A 19,430-nucleotide genomic window follows, 5' to 3' on the forward strand; every position below is an offset into this window, starting at 1 on the left:
CGACGGCGCACCGACCGGGACGGCGCCGGGCCGGACGGCGCCGGGCCGGACGGGGCGGACGGCGCCGGGCCGGACGGGGCGGACGGCGCCGGGCCGGACGGGGCGGACGGCGCCGGGCCGGACGGCGACGGCGAGACGCGGTCGTGACCACGGGCCTGTTCGTCGGGCTCGCCACGGTCGACGTCGTCCAGCGGGTCGAGCGGGCGCCGGGGCCGAACGAGAAGGTCGTCTCCCTGCGCGCGGACGTCTCAGCCGGGGGCCCGGCGACCAACGCCGCGGTGACCTTCGCCGCGCTCGGCGGCCGGGCGACGCTCCTCAGCGTGGTCGGCGGCGGCCCACTCGCGGCGCTGGTCCGCGGCGACCTCGCCGACCACGGCGTCGAGGTGGTCGACGCGGACACCGCCGGCACCAGCCGGCCGGCCCTGTCCGCCGTGACGGTGGTGGACGCCACCGGCGAGCGCTCGGTCGTCTCCCGCAACGCCGAGGGCGTGGAGGTGGAGGTCCCGGCCGAGCTGGGCGAGCTGGCGGCGGAGGCCGACGTCGTCCTCGTCGACGGGCACCACCCCCGGCTCGCGCTCGCCGCGGTCACCGCGGCCCACCGGGCCGGCACACCGGTCGTCGTCGACGCCGGGAGCTGGAAGCCGGTCTTGGCGGAGGTCTTCCCGCTGGCGAGGGTGGTCATCTGCTCGTCGGACTTCCGGCTGCCGGGCGGTGAGCCACCCGGTCCCGGGCTGCTCGACGACGGCCCCGCCCTCGTCGCCGTCTCGGCCGGGGCGGATCCGCTGCGGTGGTGGAGCCGCGACGGCAGCGGCACCGTCCCGGCTCCCGCCGTCGTCGCCCGGGACACCCTGGCGGCAGGCGACGTGCTCCACGGCGCGTACGCGTTCGGCGTCGCGGAGGGACAATCCCCCGTCGAGGCGCTCCGGCTCGCCGTCCGCGTCGCCTCGCTCAAGGTCGGCCACGTCGGACCGCGGTCCTGGCTGACCGACCCAAAACTGCTCACCGTCGCCCGAGGAGGCACCGCATGACCCGCACGGACCACAGCCTGGTTCTCGACCCGGTGCTGCTCGACCGGGCGCGAGCCCTCGCGGAGCGTGGCGGCCGGCGGATCCTCGGGATCACCGGCCCGCCCGGCGCGGGGAAGTCGACGCTGGCCGAGGTCCTCGCCGAGGCGCTCGGTGAGCGGGCCCGGCTCGTCGGGATGGACGGCTTCCACCTGGCCGAGGCCGAGCTGCGCCGGCTGGGCTCGCGGGAGCGGAAGGGCGCCCCGGACACGTTCGACGCGCTGGGGTACGTCGCGCTCCTGCGGCGGCTGCGCGCGGCGGACGAGCCGGTGGTCTACGCGCCGTTCTTCGACCGGTCGCTCGAGGAGGCGATCGCCGGGTCGGTGCCCGTCCCGCGGGAGGTGCCGCTCGTCATCACCGAGGGGAACTACCTCCTCGTCGAGGAGGGCGGCTGGGGTGCCGTCCGCCCACTCCTGGACGAGTGCTGGTACGTCGAGCCCGACGACGACGAACGCCTCGCCCGGCTCATCGCCCGGCACGAGCGGTTCGGCCGGTCGCGCGCCGAGGCCCACGAGCGGTCGACGGGCTCGGACCAGCGCAACGCGGAGATCATCGCCGCGACCCGGGACCTGGCCGATCTCGTCGTGCGATAGGCGGGGTCCGGCAGGACGCGGGCGCGACGGACCCGGCAGCGTGCGGCTGGGCGACGGCCTACTCGGAGTCGCCCTCGGCGAGGTCGAGCATGAGCGCCTCGAGGAAGGGGCCGCCTTCCCAGTCAGCCATCTGCTCGTCGTCGAGGTCGGTGGCGAACTCCTCCTCGATCACCTCCAGGTCGAAGGCCTCGTGGACGACGCCCGCCACCGTCACCTCGGAGCCCGGGTCGGCCGCGGTGACGGCGCCGACGTCGACGACGAGCAGGGGTCCGACCTCGGTGTCCTCCGGTCCCACGATGGTGAATGCCGTCGGCGAGAGCACCTCGTCGACCACGCCGACGACCGTGACCTCCTCGCCGTCGTAGTCGGCGAGCTTGTCGTAGAAGGCCGAGTCGTAGTCGCCGTCGTAGGCGGCTTCCCCCGACGGCGTCTCGGCCGGCGAGGCGGGCGCGGTCTCCTCGTCGCCGAGCGCGGGCTCGTCACCGGCCGGGCCGTCGGAGCAGCCGGCCAGGGCAAGGAGCAGCGCCGCCGTCGCCGGGACCGTCCAGGCACGGGATGTCCTCATGGATTTTCCTCTCCGGGTGCTGGAGTGTGGTCGATGTCGTGCCATCGAACGTAACCGGGCGGGGCGCCGGTCGCGCGGTGGGCGCCGCCGCCGGGACCGGTTCGCGCCGACCTCAGTCGCCGAGACGCAGGAAGATCTGGCTGCAGAGCAGCTCGGTGCCATCGGGGACGCAGCCGATCCCGAGGGCGGTCATGTCGGGGTCGACGATGTTGTTGCGGTGGCCGGGTGAGTCCATCCAGGCCGCGACGACCTCGGCGGCCGTGGCGTCGGACCGGACGAGGTTCTCCGCCGCCCGGGCCACGCCACACTCCTCGAGCAGGGACTGCATCGGCGCGTGGACGAGCTCACCGCCGCCGACGAGCGCCTCGGCCCGCTCGGTGGCCGCCTGCTCGGCGCACTCCGACGGCTCGAGCGGCTCCAGGTCCAGGCCGGTGCGCTCGTCGTTCGTACGGATGAGGAGGTCCTCGGCGTAGGCGGCCGGGTCCACCGTCGCCGAGGCGGGCGGGTCAGTTGCCCGGTCCGCCGTCGCCGAGGTTCCCGGGGCGGACGACTCCGGAGCGGCTGAGCACCCGATCAGGAGGATGGCTACGGTGGTCACCAGACCGACGAACCGTGCCTTCATGACTGCCTCCCCTGAACGGTGACCGTGACCGTGAAGAGCATGAACCGTGTGGTCGTGGGTCGCGGCGGGGGGATGGTGTTGGCGCCCTGTCGGGCAATCGAACATTCCGCTACCTTTCGACCGCACGGTGTTCGATTGCCCCACTCTTCCGAAAAACACATCCCGACGCCCCCACGGCGTCTCCGACCGCGGCGGCGTCCGAGCGCCCTCAACGATCGCTCGACCGCTCCGACTCGACGTCGGACGACTCCGCGACGACAGGGTCACCGTCCTGCTCATCCACGCGCTCGGCGTCGGACTCCTCCGTGGCGTCGAGCTCCTCGGTGATGTCGGGCTCGGCGTCGGACTCCTCGGCGGTGTCCTCCGCGGGCGGGGCGGGCGGGGCGTCGACCACCTCGTCAAGGCGGACCGTGCCGCCGCTGAGGGTGGCGAGCATCTGCCGGACGTTCGCGAGCTGGGCGTTGATGCTGTCGCGGCGGTTCATCGCCGCGGCGAGCTCGCGCTCGGACTCGGCGCGGATCCGCTCGGCGCGGGCCTTGGCCTCGGCGACGAGCTGCTGGGCGTGCTGCTGCGCGTCCTCGAGCGCGCGGCGCGCGTTGAGGTCGGCCTCGGACCGGGCCCGCTCGGCGTCGTTGTGCACAGCGGTCGCCCGCTCCTCGAGGATCCTCACCTGCTGCTCCACCGCCGCGGCCCGCTCGGCGAAGTCCTGCTCGGCGCGCTCGCGCCGCTGGGCGAGCGTGGTCTCGAAGTCGGCAGCCGCCTGCGCGGAGTTCGCCCGCTGCCGCTCGTAGAACGCCTCGGCCTCCTCGCGCCGGGCGGTCGCGTCCTGCGCGGCCTCGTCGAGGATCTCGTCCGCGCGGCGTCGGGCCTCCTCCAGGGCGAGCGCGGCATCGGTCTCGGCGGCGCTGCGGGTCTGGGCGGCGTACCGGTCGGCCTCGGCCCGCAGGACCGCGGCGGCCTCCTCGGCGTCACCGCGGAACGCGTCCGCGTCGAGCTTGGCGCCGGCGCGCAGGGCGTTGGCCTCGTCGTCGGCGAGCTGGAGGATCTGGCCGACCCGCCTGCCGAGAGCCGTGAACACCGGCTCCTCGGCGGGCTGGGCCGCACGCTCCGCGGCCGCCTGCTCCACGGCGACGAGGCGGCGCTCGAGGTCCGCCGCCCGGCGAGCCATCTGGTCGCTGCGCTGCTGCGCCTCGTCGGCGCGCTGCTGCTCGGCGCGGAGCTGCTCGTGCAGCTCGCCCAGGTGGCGGTCCACCTCGCCGGCTTCGTAGCCACGCAGCACGGTGCGGAAGGCGGGGGTGGAAGAGGTGCTGCTCATGCGTCTGGCTCTCTCTCGTGGTGGGCAGGATCGTGCGGCTGGGTGGGGACGGCTCGGTCGGGGACGGCGAGGGCGTCGATGACGCCGGAGAGCTGGCCGAGCTCGGCCGTGATGCGGTCACGACGGCGCGTGAGGAGGTCGACCTCGGCGCGGGCGTCCGCGAGCAGGCGCGCGGCCCTGGTCCGCACGTCGTCCGCCTCTTCGCGGGCGTCGGCGAGGAGCCGGGCGGCCTCCGACCGGGCCTCCTGGCGACGCTCCTGCGCCTCGCGCTGCGCGGCGCCGGTCTGCTCGGCGGCCTGCTCGCGCAGCACCCGGGCGCCGGCCTCGGCCTGGGTGAGCCGGCGCTCGGCACGGTCGAGCATCGCCGTGGCGCGGCCCTCCGCCTCGGCGCGGACCTGCTCCGCCTGCCGCTGCGCCTCGGCGAGGTCCGCGGCCGCCCGGTCGCGGGCGACGCGCACGACCTCCTCGGCCTCCGTCCGGAGGGCCGCGGCGTCGGCGTCGGCCGCGGCCAGGCGGTCGTTCACGGTGACGGTGCTGCGGGCCAGGACCTCCTCGAGACGCTCGCGGACCTCGCGGACCGCGGCGGCGCCGTCGGCGTGCGCACGGGCGCGGGTGCGCTCGGCCTCGGCCTCGGCCGCGGCGAGGAGGCCGTCGACCGTGCGCCGGGCCCACGCCGTCTGCTCCTGCGCCTCGGCGATCTCGCGCTGGGCGTCCGCGGTGGCGTCCTCGCGGGTGCGCCGGGCGTCGTCGCGCGCGCCCTCCCGCTCGGTCTGCGCGTCGAGCCGGGCCCGCTCCAGCTCACCGGCCGCCTCGGCGCCGAGCTCGGCGGCCGTCGTCCGCGCGGCGGCGAGGACCTGCTCGGCCTCGTCGCGGGCCTCGCCGAGGATCCGCGCCGCCTCGTGCGACGCGTCGGCGAGGACCTGCTGCTCCTTGGCCTCGAGGGCCGCGGTCCGGGACGCGACGGCGGCCTCGGCGTCGTCGAGCATCCGCCGGCTCCGGGCGGCGGCATCGTCGACGAGCCGTTCCGCGCGTTCCTGGCTCCCGGCGACCACCCGCCCGGCCGCCGCACGGATCTCGGTCGCGGCCACCTCGGCCTGGGCGAGGATCTCGTCGCGGGAGCGCGAGGCGGTCGCGAGCACCAGGGCGGCCTGCTCCCCCGCGTCCCGGATGACGTCGGCCGACTCCTCCTGCGCCGCTTCGAGCTGCTGCTCGGCCGCGCGGTGGAGGCGCTCAGCCTCGGCTCGCAGGCTCTCGGCCTCCTCGCGAAGCCTGGCGGCCTCGGCGCGGACGGCCTCGGCGCTGCGCTCGGCGAGGGTGAGGAGGTTGACCGCTTCGTCGGCCGGCGTGGGCGGTGGTGGCAGGAGGACGGTGGTCGGCTGAGCCGACGTGGCGTGCGAGGTCCGCTCCTCGACGCCCTCGGCCGGCGGCGACGGTTCCTCGACCAGGTCGACCGGCGGCGCCTTCTCGTCCGGCTCGGCGGGCGGGCGACCGGTTGGCACGGTGGGGGCGTCGTCGTCGACCGGCTCCTCGAGACGATCCTCGACGGCGTCCTCGACCGGCGCAGGCGGGGCGGCGTTCCGCCCGTGCACGAGGGTCCGCCACACCGGGCGGACGGGCGGCGGTGTCTCGGCAGGCATCCACGGGGGACGAGCGGGCACCGGCCGGGGTGCCTGGCTCGGGGTCATGGGTCCAACCGGTCCTGTCGATCTGGCGGCGGCTCGGCCCTGCGCTGCCGCCGCGCGACTGCTGCGTCTTGGGTGGGTGAGGTGACGGGGTCGCGCCTCATCCGGAACGTTACACGTGCCCTGGCGCTGCCCCGGGCCGGGAGAGATCCTCCGCCGAGCACGCTGGGACACCCGCCGAGCACGAGGATGCCCGGACGAGTTGTCGTCCGGGCATCCTCGTCGGCTCTGCGAGCCGGGTTCGCCGTCCTTACAGGCCGAGGCCGGTGAGGAGGCGGTTGAGCAGGGCGGTGATGCCGGTGAGCGGGCCGCCGCCGTCGAGCAGACCGGTCACGGCGCACAGCAGGTTGCCGACCAGCTTGCCCGGGCCCCGGTCGGCCGAGAGGTCCAGGACGATGGGGTCGAGCTCGACGATCAGACCCAGGACGTCAAGGTCGAGGGGGCCGAGGTCCAGGTTGAGGATCTGGCAGTCACCACGTCCGCCCGAGCCGTCGCCGGTGGCGAAGAGGTCGTCCACCGTCGTGGTGAAGGTGTCGGACTCACCAGTCACAGTGTCCGTGATGCTTCCGGTGACCATGAGGACGCCGTCGTCGACGAACGCGGTGAGGTCGGTGATCTCACCGGTGAAGGCGTTACCGAGCTGGTCGGTACCGGTGACCTCAAGGGGGCCCTCGAGGACCTGGTGGGCGCTGGCGGAGACCGCCGACGGAGCGACAGCGGCGGGCGCAGCGGTGGCCGGGCCGGCGCCGACGGCGACACCCAGGCAGGCGGCGGTAGCCGCACCGAGGATCTTGGTTCTGACGTTCATCACGTTGCTCCCTTGCATCAGCGCGACGGGTGAGTCGCTATACCATGCATCTGGCTTGGCGATCCCCCAATTGGTGAACCAGACCACAACCGTAATCACATTGTGATGCCGCGCAACCTGGGGGCTTCAACTGCGCTCTGACGTGGGAGTTGACCGCTTCGACCGGTTCGGATGGAGCCATTGCACAGGACCAGGGCTGTCTGCGCCTCCTGATAGATCGACGCGTGGAGGACGGGAGCGGAGCCAGTGTCGGTTGCCGGGCGCGCGATCAGGCGAAGGTGACCAGCACCTTTCCGGCCGGGTTGTCGCCCGCCGCCATCGCGGCAAAGGCGGCCGGGCCGTCCTCCGCGCGGACGGTCCGGGACACGAGCGCCCGGAGGAGCTCGGGGTGGTCCTGGGCCCACCGCGCCGTCTCGGCGAACTCGGCCGCCGAGTAGCAGAACGTCCCGACGATCGTGCGCTCGAAGGTGGAGACGGCGAACGCGTCGAGCTCCACCCGGGGGGCCGCCATCCCCACGAGGACGCAGACCCCACCCGCCGTGGTCGCGGCGAGCGCCGTACCGAGCGTGGCGGAGCTGCCGACGGCGTCGATGACGACGCTCGCGCCCAGGCCGCCGGTGCGCTCGATGACCTCGACGGCAACGTCCACCGCGCCAGGGTCGAGCACGTCCACGCCGAGCCGGCCCAGCAGCTCACGCCGCTCAGGAGCCGGCTCGCTGACCGTCACGGAGGCAGCCCTGAGTCGCGCGCACGCCAGCGCCGCGGCCTGCCCGATGGGCCCGCCGCCGAGGACGAGGACGTCGTCACCGGCCCCGACTCCCCCGCGCACCGCCGCGTGGTAGCCCACGGCGAGCGGCTCGACGAGCGCGCCGTGCAGCGTCTCCCCACCGAACGGCACGAGGTTGGCCACCGAGACGACGAAGTAGTCGGCGAACGCCGCGGAGATGGCCGGGTCCACCCCGACGACGCGGCGGTCGGCGCAGATGTACGACATCCCGCGGGCGCACCGTTCGCACCCTCCGCAGGAGAGGGTCGGGTTGAGGACCACCACGTCTCCCTCGGCCAGGGGCACGGGGGACTGCTCGATCCCCGCACCGGGCCGTCCGGCGTCACCGAGCGTCACAACCGTGCCGACCGTCTCGTGGCCCATGACCTGCCCCGGCACCCGCCGACCGTTCTCGCCGGTGTACCCGTGGAGGTCGGAGCCGCAGATGCCGGTGGCGAGGACCCGTACGAGAGCCTCGCCGGGGCCTGGTGCGGGACGTGGCCGCTCCACGAGGACGAGGTCGCCGAAGTCCTCCAGGACCAGGGCGCGCATGGTGGTGTCCGTCGTCGTCATCGACGTTCCGTTCTATCCATGGAACACGTATTTCTCACTTGGAACGAGAGTAGGCGAGGGAGGCAGACCGAGCAAGGACGGGACGCGACAATCACGTGCAAGGGCCGCTCCGGTGCGCACCCGCGTCAGGCCTGCGCGAGCACCTGACGCTGCGTACCGATGCCCTCGATGGCGAGCTCGACGACGTCGCCGGCGCGCAGGTAGGGGAACCGCCCCGAGATCGCGACCCCCTGCGGGGTCCCGGTGTTGATGACGTCACCCGGCTCCAGCACCGCTACCTGACTGAGGTGCCACACGAGGTAGGGCACCGAGAAGATGAGGTCCGCCGTCGTCGAGTCCTGACGGGGCTCGCCGTTGACGGACGAGGTCAGCCGGACGTCGGAGACGTCGAGCTCGTCGGCCGGGACGAGCGCCGGCCCGAGGGGGTTGAAGGTCTCGGCGCACTTGCCCTTGGACCACTGACCCCCGGAGATCTCCAGCTGGAAGGCACGTTCGGAGACGTCGTTGGAGATGGTGTAGCCGGCGATGTGGGCGGCAGCCTCCTCCGGCGAGTGGAGGTAGCGCGCGCGGCGGCCGATGACGACGGCGAGCTCGACCTCCCAGTCGGTCTTCTCCGACCCGCGCGGCACGAGCACCTCGTCGTAGGGGCCCACCACCGTATTGGGGGTCTTGAAGAACAGCACCGGGACCTCCGGGGGCGTCGCCCCGGACTCGGCGGCGTGCGCGGCGTAGTTCATGCCGATGCACCACACCGCCTGCGGGCGCGCCACCGGGGCACCCACGCGCTCGCCGGCGACGTCGGTGCGTGGGAGCGACCCGGCGGCCAGCGCCGTACGGGTACGAGCGATGCCGTCGGCGGCCAGGAAGGCGCCGTCGACGTCGTCCGTCAGGGGCCGGAGGTCGTAGGTGACGCCGTCGTGCTCGACGACCGGTCGCTCGGCGCCGAACGCGCCGACTCGCATGAGCTTCATGGTTCTCCAGGGTCGGGGGCGCCGGTGGGCGCCCGGTGTGCTCAGCCGTTGTCGGGCCGGGCAGGGATGATCGGACGGCGGGCCGGCTCGACGAGCCGCAGAGCGGTGCCACCGAGGACGTCGGCGTCGCCGCCGGTGAGCTCGCGGACGAGCTCGAGCGACTGCCGGTAGGTCACGTGCGGACGCGAGACGGGAAAGTCCGAGCCCCAGAGCAGGCGGTGCGTCCCGAACGCCGCGAGCAGCGCATGCAGCACCGCATGGGTCTCGGGGTAGGGGTAGGCCCAGGGCCGGTCGGCGAGGTAGTGGAACCCCGAGACCTTGACCGCCACGCCCGGAACGGCCGCGAGATCGGTGAGAGCGACGAGGTCACGCTCGTACGTCGGTGAGCCCGGGACGACGTGACCCTGGTGGTGGAGCAGGACGACGAGGCCGGGAACGGCCCGCAGCGCCCGGCCCAGCGCCGCGAACCACGCCGGCCGGGCGTGCAGGCTCAGCGGCACGCCGGCGGCCGCGGCCCGGGCGAGGAAGGCCCGGCCCTCCGGCTCCTCGAACCAGCCGTCGACCTCGTCGGCGAGGTAGTGGCTCACACCCGAGGCCCCCGTCTCGGCGAGGACGCGCTCGAGCCGGTCGGCCGCCCCGGGGCGGTGGTAGGTGCCGGACCAGCGCGAGTCGACGTCGACCAGGGCCGTGAGCCGGTCCGGGTGGGCGGCGACGGCACGGGCGACGTCGGCGTTGTTCGCCGGGTTGGCCGTGCGCGGGTCCTCCCCGCCGATCGCGGCGCAGACGACGAGGGCACGCTCGACCCCGGCGGCGTCCATCTCGTGCAGCAGCGCTGCGGCGCTGCCGCGGGTGGCGGGGTCGGGGACCGCGGCGTCGTAGGGCCAGCGGTCCCACGCGTGGACGTGGGCGTCGACGATCACGGGGGCCTCCTCCCGGCCGGGCACGGTGGACATCTCCCGGGGGACGCTAGTAGGTTCCGTTCAAAACCCGCAACCTCCGTTCTGCGTTTGGAACAGCATGTCCGACGAGTCGTCCCCGCGCTTCGCCGCGCCCGCGGCGGTGCGCGCGCTGCGCGTCCTCGAGCTCCTCGCCGACGCGGGCGAGTCGCTCACCCTGACCGAGGTGGCCGCCCGGCTCGGCCTGCCCAAGTCGAGCGTGCACCACGTCATCTCGGCGCTCGTCGAGCTGGGCTGGGTCGAGCGCGACCCGCAGACCCTGCGCCTGACGCTCGGGCTGCGCGCCTGGGAGGTGGGCCAGGCGTACGACCTCGCCCAGACCCTGAGCCAGCGGGCTCGGCCCTTCATGGACCGGGTGCGCGACGAGATCGGTGAGACCGTGCGCCTGGCCGTGCGCTCGGGCAGCGACCAGGTGTGCATCGCCAAGGCCCTCGGCCCGCACACGCTCGTCTTCGACCAGCGGGTCGGCGCGCGACTGCCCTGCCACGCCACGGGCCTGGGCAAGGCGCTGCTGACCGGCCTGCCCGACGACGCCGTCGAGGCCCTCTACCCCGACGGCCTCGAGCGGTTCACCGAGACGACCCTGCCCGACGTCCCGACCCTCGAGCAGCACCTGTCCGAGGCCCGCGAGCGCGGCTACGCCGAGGACGACGGGGAGTACATCCTCGGGATCCGGTGCGTGGCGGTGCCGGTGCGCTCACGTCTCGGCGAGGTGGTGGCGGCCCTGTCGGTCTCGGGACCCTCCCGGCGCTTCGACGACGCCCACATCGCCGAGTGCCGCGCAGCCCTGCAGAACGCCGCCGCGGCGCTCGGCGCCCGACTCGGTGAGGAGACCGAGCTGTCGTGACCACCTCTTCCGCGCGCCCCGCCATCGCCCGGCCCCTGCGCCGCGCCAACCTCGAGGTCTCCCTCAAGCCCTTCCCCTCCTTCGACGACGCCGCGGTCACCGACACGGTGCGCACCCTGTTCGACCAGTGGCGCACCCTGCTCGCCACGGCGCAGGAGTGCTCCGTGCTGCTGTGGGTCTCCGACGGCAGCGAGATCCTCGACTGGGCAGGCGACCTCACCGACGAGCTCGAATGGGCCCGCTTCATCGGGTTCAACAACACCGCCGCGAGCGCCTACGGCGAGGAGAAGGAGCCCGAGCGGGTGGCCATCCCCTACCGCGCCGGCACCGGACCGATCACCTACGCCGACGTCGCGCGCGTCGTCGCCGCCATCAAGGCAGCCGGCGCCGAGGCGGGCATCCCCACCCGGGTGGGCGCCACGTTCGACCCCGGCCCCGAGTTCGCGCCGTCGGACTTCAAGTTCACCCGCCACCCCGAGGTGGTGGCGCGCGGGGAGGACGTGGGGATCGGGCCGATCATCGCGATGGTCCGGCACTTCTCCGTCCTCGAGGGTGACGACCGGCCCTACGCCGCGTTCCCCGCGGGGATCCCCGCCGGGACGAGCTTCGGGGAGCTCCTCGGCAGGCAGTCCGAGGACTACCTCCGGGCGCTGGGGTTCGACTACCTGTGGCTGTCCAACGGCTTCGGGTTCAGCTCCTACGCGTGGTCCGAGCTGGGCGAGTCCTTCGACGGCACCCGGTTCCGGCCCGAGCGCACTGGCGAGCTCCGCGAGTGGGCGCTGGGGTTCTGGGCCGACCTCACCGCGCACCTGACCTACCCCGTCCAGGTGCGCGGGACGAACCACACCGCGGGCATCGACATCGGCGCCGACTCCGTGCCGGCGCTGGAGGTCTACGAGCGCGGCTACCTCGAGTCCCCGCCGCCGAACTCGCCGTGGGGTCCGCTCAACGAGGACTTCGGCATCGAGCTGTCCGGGCTGATGTCGCGGGTGGCCGTGCTCCCGGCCGGCGCGCAGGGCTTCCGGTTCCGGTTCTACGCCAACGACCCGTGGTTCTGGCAGCAGCCGTGGTGGGACTTCTACCACCGCGAGCCGTTCGACATCTACCTCCCCCTCGCGGTGGCCCGGCTCCGGGCGGACGGCTCCGTGGAGCCGGCGTCGGAGGTCAACGTCCTGACGGTGGACACCGCGCACGGCGTCCTGGACGAACGGTGTGGCCGGGAGGTCGGCACGCACGTCGCCACCGCGCTCGAGGCGCTGCCTGACGAGGCCGGGCCGGTGGTGTGGGTCTACCCGTTCCGGGAGTACCACGAGGCGATGGCCGCGGACCCGACGACGATCGGCCGCCCGCACTTCGAGGACTGGTACCTCACCGCGGCGATCAACGCCGGGCTGCCCCTGAACACGGTCGTCTCCACCGACGACCTCGCCGGGGCGATGGCCGCGGGGGCGCTCGCCGGGCGCACACTCGTGGTCCCGGTCGGCGCACTGAGCGAGCCGGTGGCGCGGGTGCTGGCCGGGCACGTCCGCGGCGGCGGCACCCTGATCGCCTACGGCGCGCTCGACGGTGCCTCGTCGGCGGCCCGGGGGCTGCTCGGCGTCGCGGTCGCCGACGACGGTCTCGACGGCCTCGATGGCCTCGATGGCCTCGACGGTCTCGACGGCCTCGATGGCGACCTCACCCTGGTCTCGACGCTCGGCTCCGACGTCGTGCCCGGCGGTGCGCTGCCGACGACCGTCCGCCACGTGCCCCACCTCTCCGGCGGCCCGGTCCGGGAGGTCGCGGCGCCCGGCACGCAGGTCCTCGCCTCGGTGACGGACCGCAGGCCCGCCCGCCCGGCCCGCATGGCCCCCGGGCCCGCCGGCCAGGCCCGCGCCTACGCCACGGCGCGTCCTCTCGGGGCCGGTGAGGTCCGGTGGGTGCGCGGCTCCTCGCCGTTCCGGTACGCCGACCCGGACGCCCAGGGCCGCCGTGCGCACGTCCCCCACGACCGTGCCGCCCTTGCCGACCCCGCTGCCCTCCTGCGCGACCTGCTCCGCCGAGGTGGGCTGCACGTCGCTCACGAGCTGCGCACGCCGGCCGCCGGGCGCGCCGTGCACGCCGTGCACCGTTCGGCCGGCGCCTACTGGTTCACCGGCTACCTGCCGGACACCACCACGCGGCTGAGCCTGGCCCTGCCGGCCGGGGCGCCGCTGCTCAACCACCAGGAGTGCTGGTACGACGGCGCGACGGCCACCTACCAGCTGCCCAAGTCCTTCCGCGCCGAGTGCCGGGTGCTCGTCGACCAGGCCACGGCCGGGGTGCTGCGCTGCCGGGAGATCGCGCCGTACCCCGCGCACATGACCCGGGCGATGCGGGTGACCGGGCTGGTGGACGCCACCGTCACCCTCCTGCTTCCGCCGTCGGCGGCCGAGGTGCGGGTCGACGTCGACGACGTCCCGTTCGATCTCGACGAGCTCGCCACCGCCGACGACGTGCGACGGGCGTCCGGCGCGGCGGCACGGCACCTGACCGGTGTGACCGGCACCCTGACCCTGGCCTGGGAGGAACGATGAGCCTGCGCATCACCGACGTCATGGTGCGCACCGCACCGTTCTCGGCGGGCACGTGGCTGGACGAGAGCCGGATCTCCACCCCGATGTCCCCCTACCCCGCGTTCGCCGAGCGCCGCTCCAGCTGGCGCGGGCCGGGCAGCGACCTCGTCTGGCTCTACCTCGGCACCGACGACCCGGAGGTGTTCGGCATCGGGCAGACCCGCGGCGGCACGGCCGTCGAGGCCGTCGTGGACCACCTGGTCACCCTCCTGCCCCGCACCGGCACGGGCCCCGCCGCGGCGGCCGAGCAGCTGCGCCGCGCGGCCGAGCCCTACGCCGCCGGCGGAGCCGCGGCCATGGCCGTCTCCGCCGTCGAGCTCGCCCTGTGGGACCTCCAGGCGCGGTCGCTGGGAGCGCCCCTCCACCGCCTCCTCGGCGGCCGGTCCGGCCCGTTGCCGTACTACGTCACCGCCCCGCATCCCGACACCCTCGCCGAGGTCGACGCCGACCTGCTCGCCGGCACCCGGTACGTCAAGGTGCCCATGGCGTACGGTCCCGCCGACGGCCCCGCGCACCTGCGGGACAACCTCGATCGGCTCGCCGAGGTGCGCCGCCTCGTCCCCGGGCACATCCCGCTGGCGGTCGACTGCTTCATGTCGTGGGACGTGCCCTACGTCCTGCGGTTCGCCGCGGAGGCCGCCGGGCTGGGGCTCGGCTGGGTCGAGGAGCCGCTCGCCCGGGACGACCTCGCCGGGCACGCGGAGCTGCGCGCCCGCCTCGGCCCGGTGGGCGTGGCCGCCGGGGAGCACGCCTTCGGTCTGACGGAGGGGCTGGCCCTCCTCGAGGGCCGCTGCGTGGACGTGCTGCAGAGCGACGTCACCTGGTGCGGCGGCCTCAGCGTCGCACGGACGCTCGGGGAGGTGGCCGTGCGCCGCGGGGTGACGTTCGCCCCGCACAACGCCGCGATGCACCCGTGGGCGCTGCACCTGCTCTCCGCCCTGGGGCCGAACGTCCTCACCGAGGTGCTCGTGGGAGCCGGCGCGCCGGCGGTCGTGCCGACCGTGACCGACGTCCCCGGCGCCGGGACCGACAAGCGTGCGGCGGGCTTCGGATGACCGCGCCGGTGCGGCTGGCCGTCGTCGGCGCGGGCTGGTGGGCCGGAACCCACCACCTCCCCGCCCTCCTCGCGCACCCGGACGCGCGCGTCGTCGCCGTGTGCGACCCGGTGCCGGAACGGGCCGCGGCGCTCGCCGGCCCCGCCGGCGCCCGGACGTTCACCACGCTCGCCGAGGCCGTGGAGGCGGGCGGGCTCGACGCCGTCGTCGTCGCCACCCCGAGCGCCGCGCACCACGCGGCCGCGGCCACCGCCCTCGACGCCGGCCTGCACACGTTCGTCGAGAAGCCGATGACCCTCACCCGGGCCGATGCCGTGGACCTGCTGCGGCGCGCCGAGGCCGCGGCGGTCCACCTGAGCGTGGGCTACACCCACCAGTTCGAGCCCGGCGCGTTCTTCGCCCGGGAGGCGGTCCGCACGCAGATCGGGCGACTGGTCCAGGTGACCGTGGAGTTCGCCTCCCGGGCCGGCGCGCTCTACGCCGCGGCCGAGACGGAGCACCCTGCCCGGACCGTCGCCGGCCAGCACCCGGAGGCCTACTCCGCGGCGAACGGCGGGGGGCAGGCACACACCCAGCTCACCCACGCGCTCGGCATGCTGTGCTGGGTGACGGGCGACGAGGTGGCCCAGGTGTGCGCGTTCACCGAGCACCAGGGGCTCTCGGTCGACGTCGACGACGTCGCCGCCTTCCGGCTGCGCGGCGGCGCCACCGGCGTCGCCGTCTCCTCCGGGGCGACGGGTGCGCACCTGCCCGCCCGCCAGCACCTGCGCTACCTCGGCACCGACGGCGTGGTGGAGCAGGACCTCCACCGCGCGAGGGTCACCCTGCACCGGGCTGACGGCAGCCAGGTGGTGCGCGAGCCGGGCCAGCACGAGCCCGCCTACCGCGCGGGCGAGCCGGTCCGGGCGTTCGTCGACCTGGTCCTGGGCCGCGGGGAGAACCTCGGTCCGGGCGGTGACGCGGCGGCCGCGGTCGCCGCCACCGAGGCCCTGCTCGTCGCCGCGCGTACCAGCACGATGACCGAGGTCGCCTCGGTCCGCTGACGCCTCCGGCGGCCACCGTGCCTGAGCACGAGGGACGTCGGATGGCCGTGCCGGCCTTCCGTCACAGACCTCCGCCGACGGACACCTCGGCCGTCTCGCGCACGGAAGCTGCTGCCACGACCTCCGGGGCCACCTCGGTCGCCGACGGAGCGGCGACGAGGTCGTTCGCCGTCCGCAGCACCGGACGCGTGGTCAGGGCCGCCGGGTCGAGCCGCGCGCTGCTGCGGACGCGCAGCTCGGCGCTCTCGCCCGGCAGCAGGGTGACGAGGGCACGGTCGACGGTGGCGCCGGGGTCCGCATGGTCGACGAGCAGGGTGAGGTCCTTGACCAGGGCGCGCGCACGGACCTGCACGACGTACCCGCCCTCAGCCGGTTCCGCGGAGACCTCGGCGGCGTCGGCGGACAGGGCCAGACAGGTGTCCTCGGCGAAGTACCACAGGCCCCGCTCCCCGGTGGCCGCGTCGGCCACGAGGACCTCGGCGGTGGGGTCGGCGGCGACCGTGAGGGCGGGCGGTAGCGGGAGTGTGGCACTGCCCCGGGGACCCACCTCGGCCGGCATCTCGGCGACGGCGAGGGTCGCGCCGTCGAGACGCAGCCGCCGTACGGTCACCGCGGCGCGCCACGGCTCGTCGGTCTCGTTGTGCAGGACGACGGCGGGCGAGCCGTCACGCGACTGGACGGTGACCAGCCGGTCGGCGAAGACCTCCCGCAGGGCGAACCACAGGGGCTTGCGGATCCTGTGGGAGTCGACCGCCGCCCAGGAGACCACCGGCCAGCAGTCGTTGAGCTGCCACATCACCGCACCGGTGTTGTACGGCGCGAGCGAGCGGAAGTGCTCGATGCCGTACCGCACGGCCCGCGCCTGGTTGAGCTGGGTGGCCCAGTGCCAGTCGACGTAGTCGGCCGGCAGCGGCAGGTGATCCCCCAGCCCGCGCTCGAGCTTGCCGTTGCCGTCCTCGGCCTTCTGGTGGACGAGCATCTGCGGGCCGTGGGGCGAGCGGGGCTCGTCCCGCACGACCGACTCCAGCGTCGAGAACGCCGGCGGGCCCTGGAAGCCGAACTCCGAGACGAACCGGGGGCGGTAGTCGCGGTAGGCGGTGTAGTCGCGGCGGTTCCAGACGTCCCAGATGTGCATGGTGCCGTTGACGTCGTCGTTGGGGTGGAGGTACCGGTCGAACGAGTAGGGGCTGCCCTCGCAGTACGGGACACCGGGGGCGAGCTCGGCCACGACGTCGGGGAGGAGCCGCGTGTAGTAGCCCTCGCCCCAGGTCGCGCCGCGCAGGGCGGCGCGCCAGCCCCAGTCGGCCCAGCCCCAGATGTTCTCGTTGCCGCCGTTGAGCAGGGCGAGGGACGGGTGGGCGCACAACCGCGTCACGGCCTCCCGGGCCTCGGCCTCCAGCTCCTCCGCCAGGGACGCGTCCTCGGAGTAGGCGGCGCAGGCGAGGGTGAAGTCCTGCCAGACCAGGAGGCCGAGCTCGTCGCACAGGCCGTAGAAGTCGTCGGACTCGTAGATGCCCCCGCCCCAGACCCGCAGCAGGTTCATGTTCGCCTCGACGGCGTCGGCCAGGGAGGTGGCGAGGGACGCGCGGTCGACCCGCGGCAGGTAGGTGTCGTCGGGGATCCAGTTCGCGCCACGGACGTAGATGTCCGTGCCGTTGACCCGGATCACGAAGCTGTTCCCGACCTCGTCGGGGCTGGTGTCGATGGTGACGGTGCGGAAGCCCACACGTCCGGTCCACACGTCCACGACCGCGCCGTCGGGGCCGGCGAGGGTGACGGTGACGGGGTAGAGGGGCTGCCCGCCGTGGCTGCGCGGCCACCACGGTGCGGCGCCCGGCACAGCCAGCTCGACCTGGGTCTCCCCCGCACCGGCGACCGTGGTCGCGGAGACGAGGACCGTGCTGGTGGCACCCACCTCGCCGGTCCCGCGGACCTCGACGGTGATGGTGTGGCCCGGAGCGGGCTGGTCGATCTCGGCCCGGAGGTCCAGCCGGGCGCCGTCGACGCCGTAGGACGTCAGCGGGCGGACGGCGGAGAGGCGAGCGGTGGAGCGGCCCTCGAGGCGGATCGTGCGCCAGATCCCCGCGGTGACGAGCTCCGGCCCCCAGTCCCAGCCGAAGGCGTAGGCCGGCTTGCGCAGCGCGTTGAAGGGGTGCGGGTTGGAGTGCGGCCGCGCGCCCAGCTCCGCCTCGCGCCGCTCCGCCTCCTCCAGGGCGGAGGTGATGACGACCCGCACGTGGTTGGTCCCGGGCCGGAGCAGGTGGGCGACGTCGAAACGGTAGCCACGGTGGTGGTTCTGCGTCCGGCCCACCTCGGCGTCGTTGAGCCAGATCGTCGCGACGGTGTCCAGGCCCGCGGCGACCAGCTCGTGGCGGTCGTGCCCGTCGGGGACGTGCTCGAAGCTGCGGGAGTACTCCCAGTCGGTGCGCCCGACCCAGGTGAGCCGAGCCTCGTTCTCACCGACGTACGGGTCCGGGATGAGGCCGGCCGCGAGGAGGTCGAGGTGGACGACGCCGGGCACCGTGCCAGGGATTCCCGCCCGCAGGCGGTCCGCCAGCTCGGCGGGGACCGGACCGGCGAGGGCGCGGCACGTCCACCGTCCGCCGAGGTCGGTGGAGGTGGGCTCGGGCGCGCGGGGCGCCGGGGCTGGGGTGTTCACGGGTGTGCTCCGCTGGTGTGGGGAGGAAGTCGATGAGCCGGCCAGCCCCGCGAACGGCACCCACCGGGCGAGCGTAGCCCGAACGACCACGGGTTGTAAAGCGGTTTAGTGACGTCAGGCCGTCGCGGCCCGTCCGCAGACGGCGCGTCGTTACGCTGCGTCCATGGAGACCACTGCGAGCCCGCCCACCACGGGCGGTCCGGCCGGCCGGCCGCGACGGCTGACGATCGCCGACATCGCAGCGCGGGCGCAGGTCTCCCCCTCGGCGGTCTCCTTCGCCCTCAACGGCCGGCCCGGGATCTCGCCGGAGACGCGTGAGCGCATCCTCGCCGTCGCCAAGGAGGCGAACTGGCGGCCGAACTATGCCGCCCACGCCCTCTCGACCGCCCGGTCGGGCGCGATCGGCGTGGTCACCATCCGCGAGCCCGAGCAGCCACTGTGGTCGGCGAGCTTCGGCGGGCACTTCCTCGCCGGCGTCCAGGCCGAGCTCGCCGAGCGCGACGTCCTCCTCATCCTCCACACGGTCGCGGACCTGGAGGCCGAGTCGGCGCTGTACGACCGCTGGCTCGGCGAACGCCGCGTGGACGGCGTGCTCGTCATCAATCCCGAGACCGACGACCCGCGGTTCGCCGCACTGGAGTCCCTGGACCTGCCCGCCGTCGTCGTCGGCGACGTGCGCGACCGCTCGGCGCTGGGCTGCGTCTGGACCGACGACGCCGCCGCCACCACACTCGCCGTCGAGCACCTCGCCGGGCTGGGCCACCGCAACGTCGGCCGCATGAGCGGCGACTCGCACCTCCTGCACTACGCGATCCGCGAGCGGGCCTACCGCGACGCGCTCGCCGCGCACGCCATGCGGACCGAGCAGCGCACCCTCACCCACGACCAGCACGGGGCGGAGGAGATCCGGGACCTCGCCCGGCGCGGCACCGACCCCCTCACCGCCGTCATCGTCGAGGACCTCGAGGTGGCGGTGCAGCTCACCGCCAACCTCGCCCAGCTGGGCATGTCCGTCCCGGGCGACATCTCGGTCCTCGCCTGGGACGACGGCGCGGCCGCCACCCTCCTGCGCCCCTCGCTCACGGCCCTGCACCGCGACATCGCGGGGTACGGGCGGCTCGCCGCGCAGGAGCTCGTGCGCACGATCGACGGGGGCGCCCCGCGCAGCCTGCAGGGGACCACGACGACGCTCGTCGCCCGCCAGAGCACCGGTCCGGCACCGGTCCGCTGAGCGTGGAACCTGCACGGCGAACGGCGAGCCCCTTGACAACTAAAGCCCTTTAGTCGTTGACTGCGCGTACCGGCCAACCCCGCACG

Annotated in this window: 16 protein-coding genes; 7 read left to right on the forward strand and 9 right to left on the reverse strand. The window is 74.6% G+C overall.

All coding sequences use genetic code 11. The annotated features are described in order from the left end of the window. Positions 1-143: 143 nt before the first annotated feature. The gene (locus tag EDD32_RS03600) at positions 144-1,028 is read left to right on the forward strand and encodes a PfkB family carbohydrate kinase (protein WP_123914683.1); all 885 of its coding nucleotides are present in this window, start codon (positions 144-146) and stop codon (positions 1,026-1,028) included. Further along, complete coding sequence (locus EDD32_RS03605) at positions 1,025-1,657, forward strand: nucleoside/nucleotide kinase family protein (protein WP_123914685.1); 633 nt, start codon at positions 1,025-1,027, stop codon at positions 1,655-1,657. The genes EDD32_RS03600 and EDD32_RS03605 overlap by 4 nt, the downstream gene beginning before the upstream one ends. A 58-nt stretch (positions 1,658-1,715) precedes the next feature. Here the strand turns inward: EDD32_RS03605 and EDD32_RS03610 are convergent, their stop codons facing one another. The 8 genes from EDD32_RS03610 to EDD32_RS03645 form a co-directional block, all read right to left on the reverse strand. Next, a complete protein-coding gene (locus EDD32_RS03610; RefSeq protein WP_123914687.1) occupies positions 1,716-2,222 on the reverse strand; it encodes a hypothetical protein in 507 nt (168 codons plus the stop codon). Between the two features lie 112 nt (positions 2,223-2,334). Beyond that, positions 2,335-2,844 carry a CAP domain-containing protein gene (locus EDD32_RS18715; protein WP_170175192.1) on the reverse strand — a complete coding sequence of 170 codons (510 nt, stop codon included), beginning with the start codon at positions 2,842-2,844 and terminating at the stop codon, positions 2,335-2,337. A 208-nt stretch (positions 2,845-3,052) separates the two neighbouring features. Next, positions 3,053-4,159, reverse strand: a complete 1,107-nt coding sequence (locus EDD32_RS03620; RefSeq protein ID WP_123914689.1) for a coiled-coil domain-containing protein — start codon at positions 4,157-4,159, stop codon at positions 3,053-3,055. Further along, positions 4,156-5,796 (reverse strand): coiled-coil domain-containing protein, encoded by a 1,641-nt coding sequence (locus tag EDD32_RS03625; RefSeq protein ID WP_123914691.1) that lies wholly within the window; start codon positions 5,794-5,796, stop codon positions 4,156-4,158. Before EDD32_RS03625 ends, EDD32_RS03620 begins: the two co-directional genes overlap by 4 nt. 295 nt (positions 5,797-6,091) lie before the next feature. After that, complete coding sequence (locus EDD32_RS03630) at positions 6,092-6,649, reverse strand: ABC transporter substrate-binding protein (protein WP_123914693.1); 558 nt, start codon at positions 6,647-6,649, stop codon at positions 6,092-6,094. A gap of 268 nt (positions 6,650-6,917) precedes the next feature. Next, positions 6,918-7,988 (reverse strand): zinc-dependent alcohol dehydrogenase, encoded by a 1,071-nt coding sequence (locus EDD32_RS03635; RefSeq protein ID WP_246005963.1) that lies wholly within the window; start codon positions 7,986-7,988, stop codon positions 6,918-6,920. A gap of 125 nt (positions 7,989-8,113) precedes the next feature. Next, the gene (locus EDD32_RS03640) at positions 8,114-8,959 is read right to left on the reverse strand and encodes a fumarylacetoacetate hydrolase family protein (RefSeq protein ID WP_123914695.1); all 846 of its coding nucleotides are present in this window, start codon (positions 8,957-8,959) and stop codon (positions 8,114-8,116) included. A 41-nt stretch (positions 8,960-9,000) separates the two neighbouring features. Beyond that, the gene (locus EDD32_RS03645; RefSeq protein WP_123914697.1) at positions 9,001-9,912 is read right to left on the reverse strand and encodes an amidohydrolase family protein; all 912 of its coding nucleotides are present in this window, start codon (positions 9,910-9,912) and stop codon (positions 9,001-9,003) included. Between the two features lie 64 nt (positions 9,913-9,976). Here EDD32_RS03645 and EDD32_RS03650 point away from each other — a divergent pair, with 64 nt between their 5' ends. The 4 genes from EDD32_RS03650 to EDD32_RS03665 are packed head-to-tail and all read left to right on the forward strand — an operon-like array spanning position 9,977 to position 15,454. After that, the gene (locus tag EDD32_RS03650) at positions 9,977-10,762 is read left to right on the forward strand and encodes an IclR family transcriptional regulator (RefSeq protein WP_123914699.1); all 786 of its coding nucleotides are present in this window, start codon (positions 9,977-9,979) and stop codon (positions 10,760-10,762) included. After that, positions 10,759-13,317, forward strand: a complete 2,559-nt coding sequence (locus tag EDD32_RS03655) for a hypothetical protein (protein ID WP_123914701.1) — start codon at positions 10,759-10,761, stop codon at positions 13,315-13,317. Before EDD32_RS03650 ends, EDD32_RS03655 begins: the two co-directional genes overlap by 4 nt. Next, entirely contained in the window at positions 13,314-14,411 is a 1,098-nt protein-coding gene (locus EDD32_RS03660) for an enolase C-terminal domain-like protein (protein WP_123914703.1), read from the forward strand. The genes EDD32_RS03655 and EDD32_RS03660 overlap by 4 nt, the downstream gene beginning before the upstream one ends. After that, positions 14,408-15,454: a Gfo/Idh/MocA family protein gene (locus EDD32_RS03665; protein WP_123914705.1), complete on the forward strand. Its 1,047-nt coding sequence runs from the start codon at positions 14,408-14,410 to the stop codon at positions 15,452-15,454. The genes EDD32_RS03660 and EDD32_RS03665 overlap by 4 nt, the downstream gene beginning before the upstream one ends. Before the next feature lie 61 nt (positions 15,455-15,515). Here the strand turns inward: EDD32_RS03665 and EDD32_RS03670 are convergent, their stop codons facing one another. Then, a complete protein-coding gene (locus EDD32_RS03670; RefSeq protein ID WP_123914707.1) occupies positions 15,516-18,113 on the reverse strand; it encodes a glycoside hydrolase family 2 protein in 2,598 nt (865 codons plus the stop codon). A 163-nt stretch (positions 18,114-18,276) separates the two neighbouring features. On the opposite strand from EDD32_RS03670, the gene EDD32_RS03675 reads away from it, so the two are divergent. Then, the gene (locus EDD32_RS03675; protein WP_123914709.1) at positions 18,277-19,344 is read left to right on the forward strand and encodes a LacI family DNA-binding transcriptional regulator; all 1,068 of its coding nucleotides are present in this window, start codon (positions 18,277-18,279) and stop codon (positions 19,342-19,344) included. Positions 19,345-19,430: the final 86 nt, after the last annotated feature.

This window comes from Georgenia muralis (assembly GCF_003814705.1).
Classification (GTDB): Bacteria; Actinomycetota; Actinomycetes; order Actinomycetales; family Actinomycetaceae; genus Georgenia; species Georgenia muralis.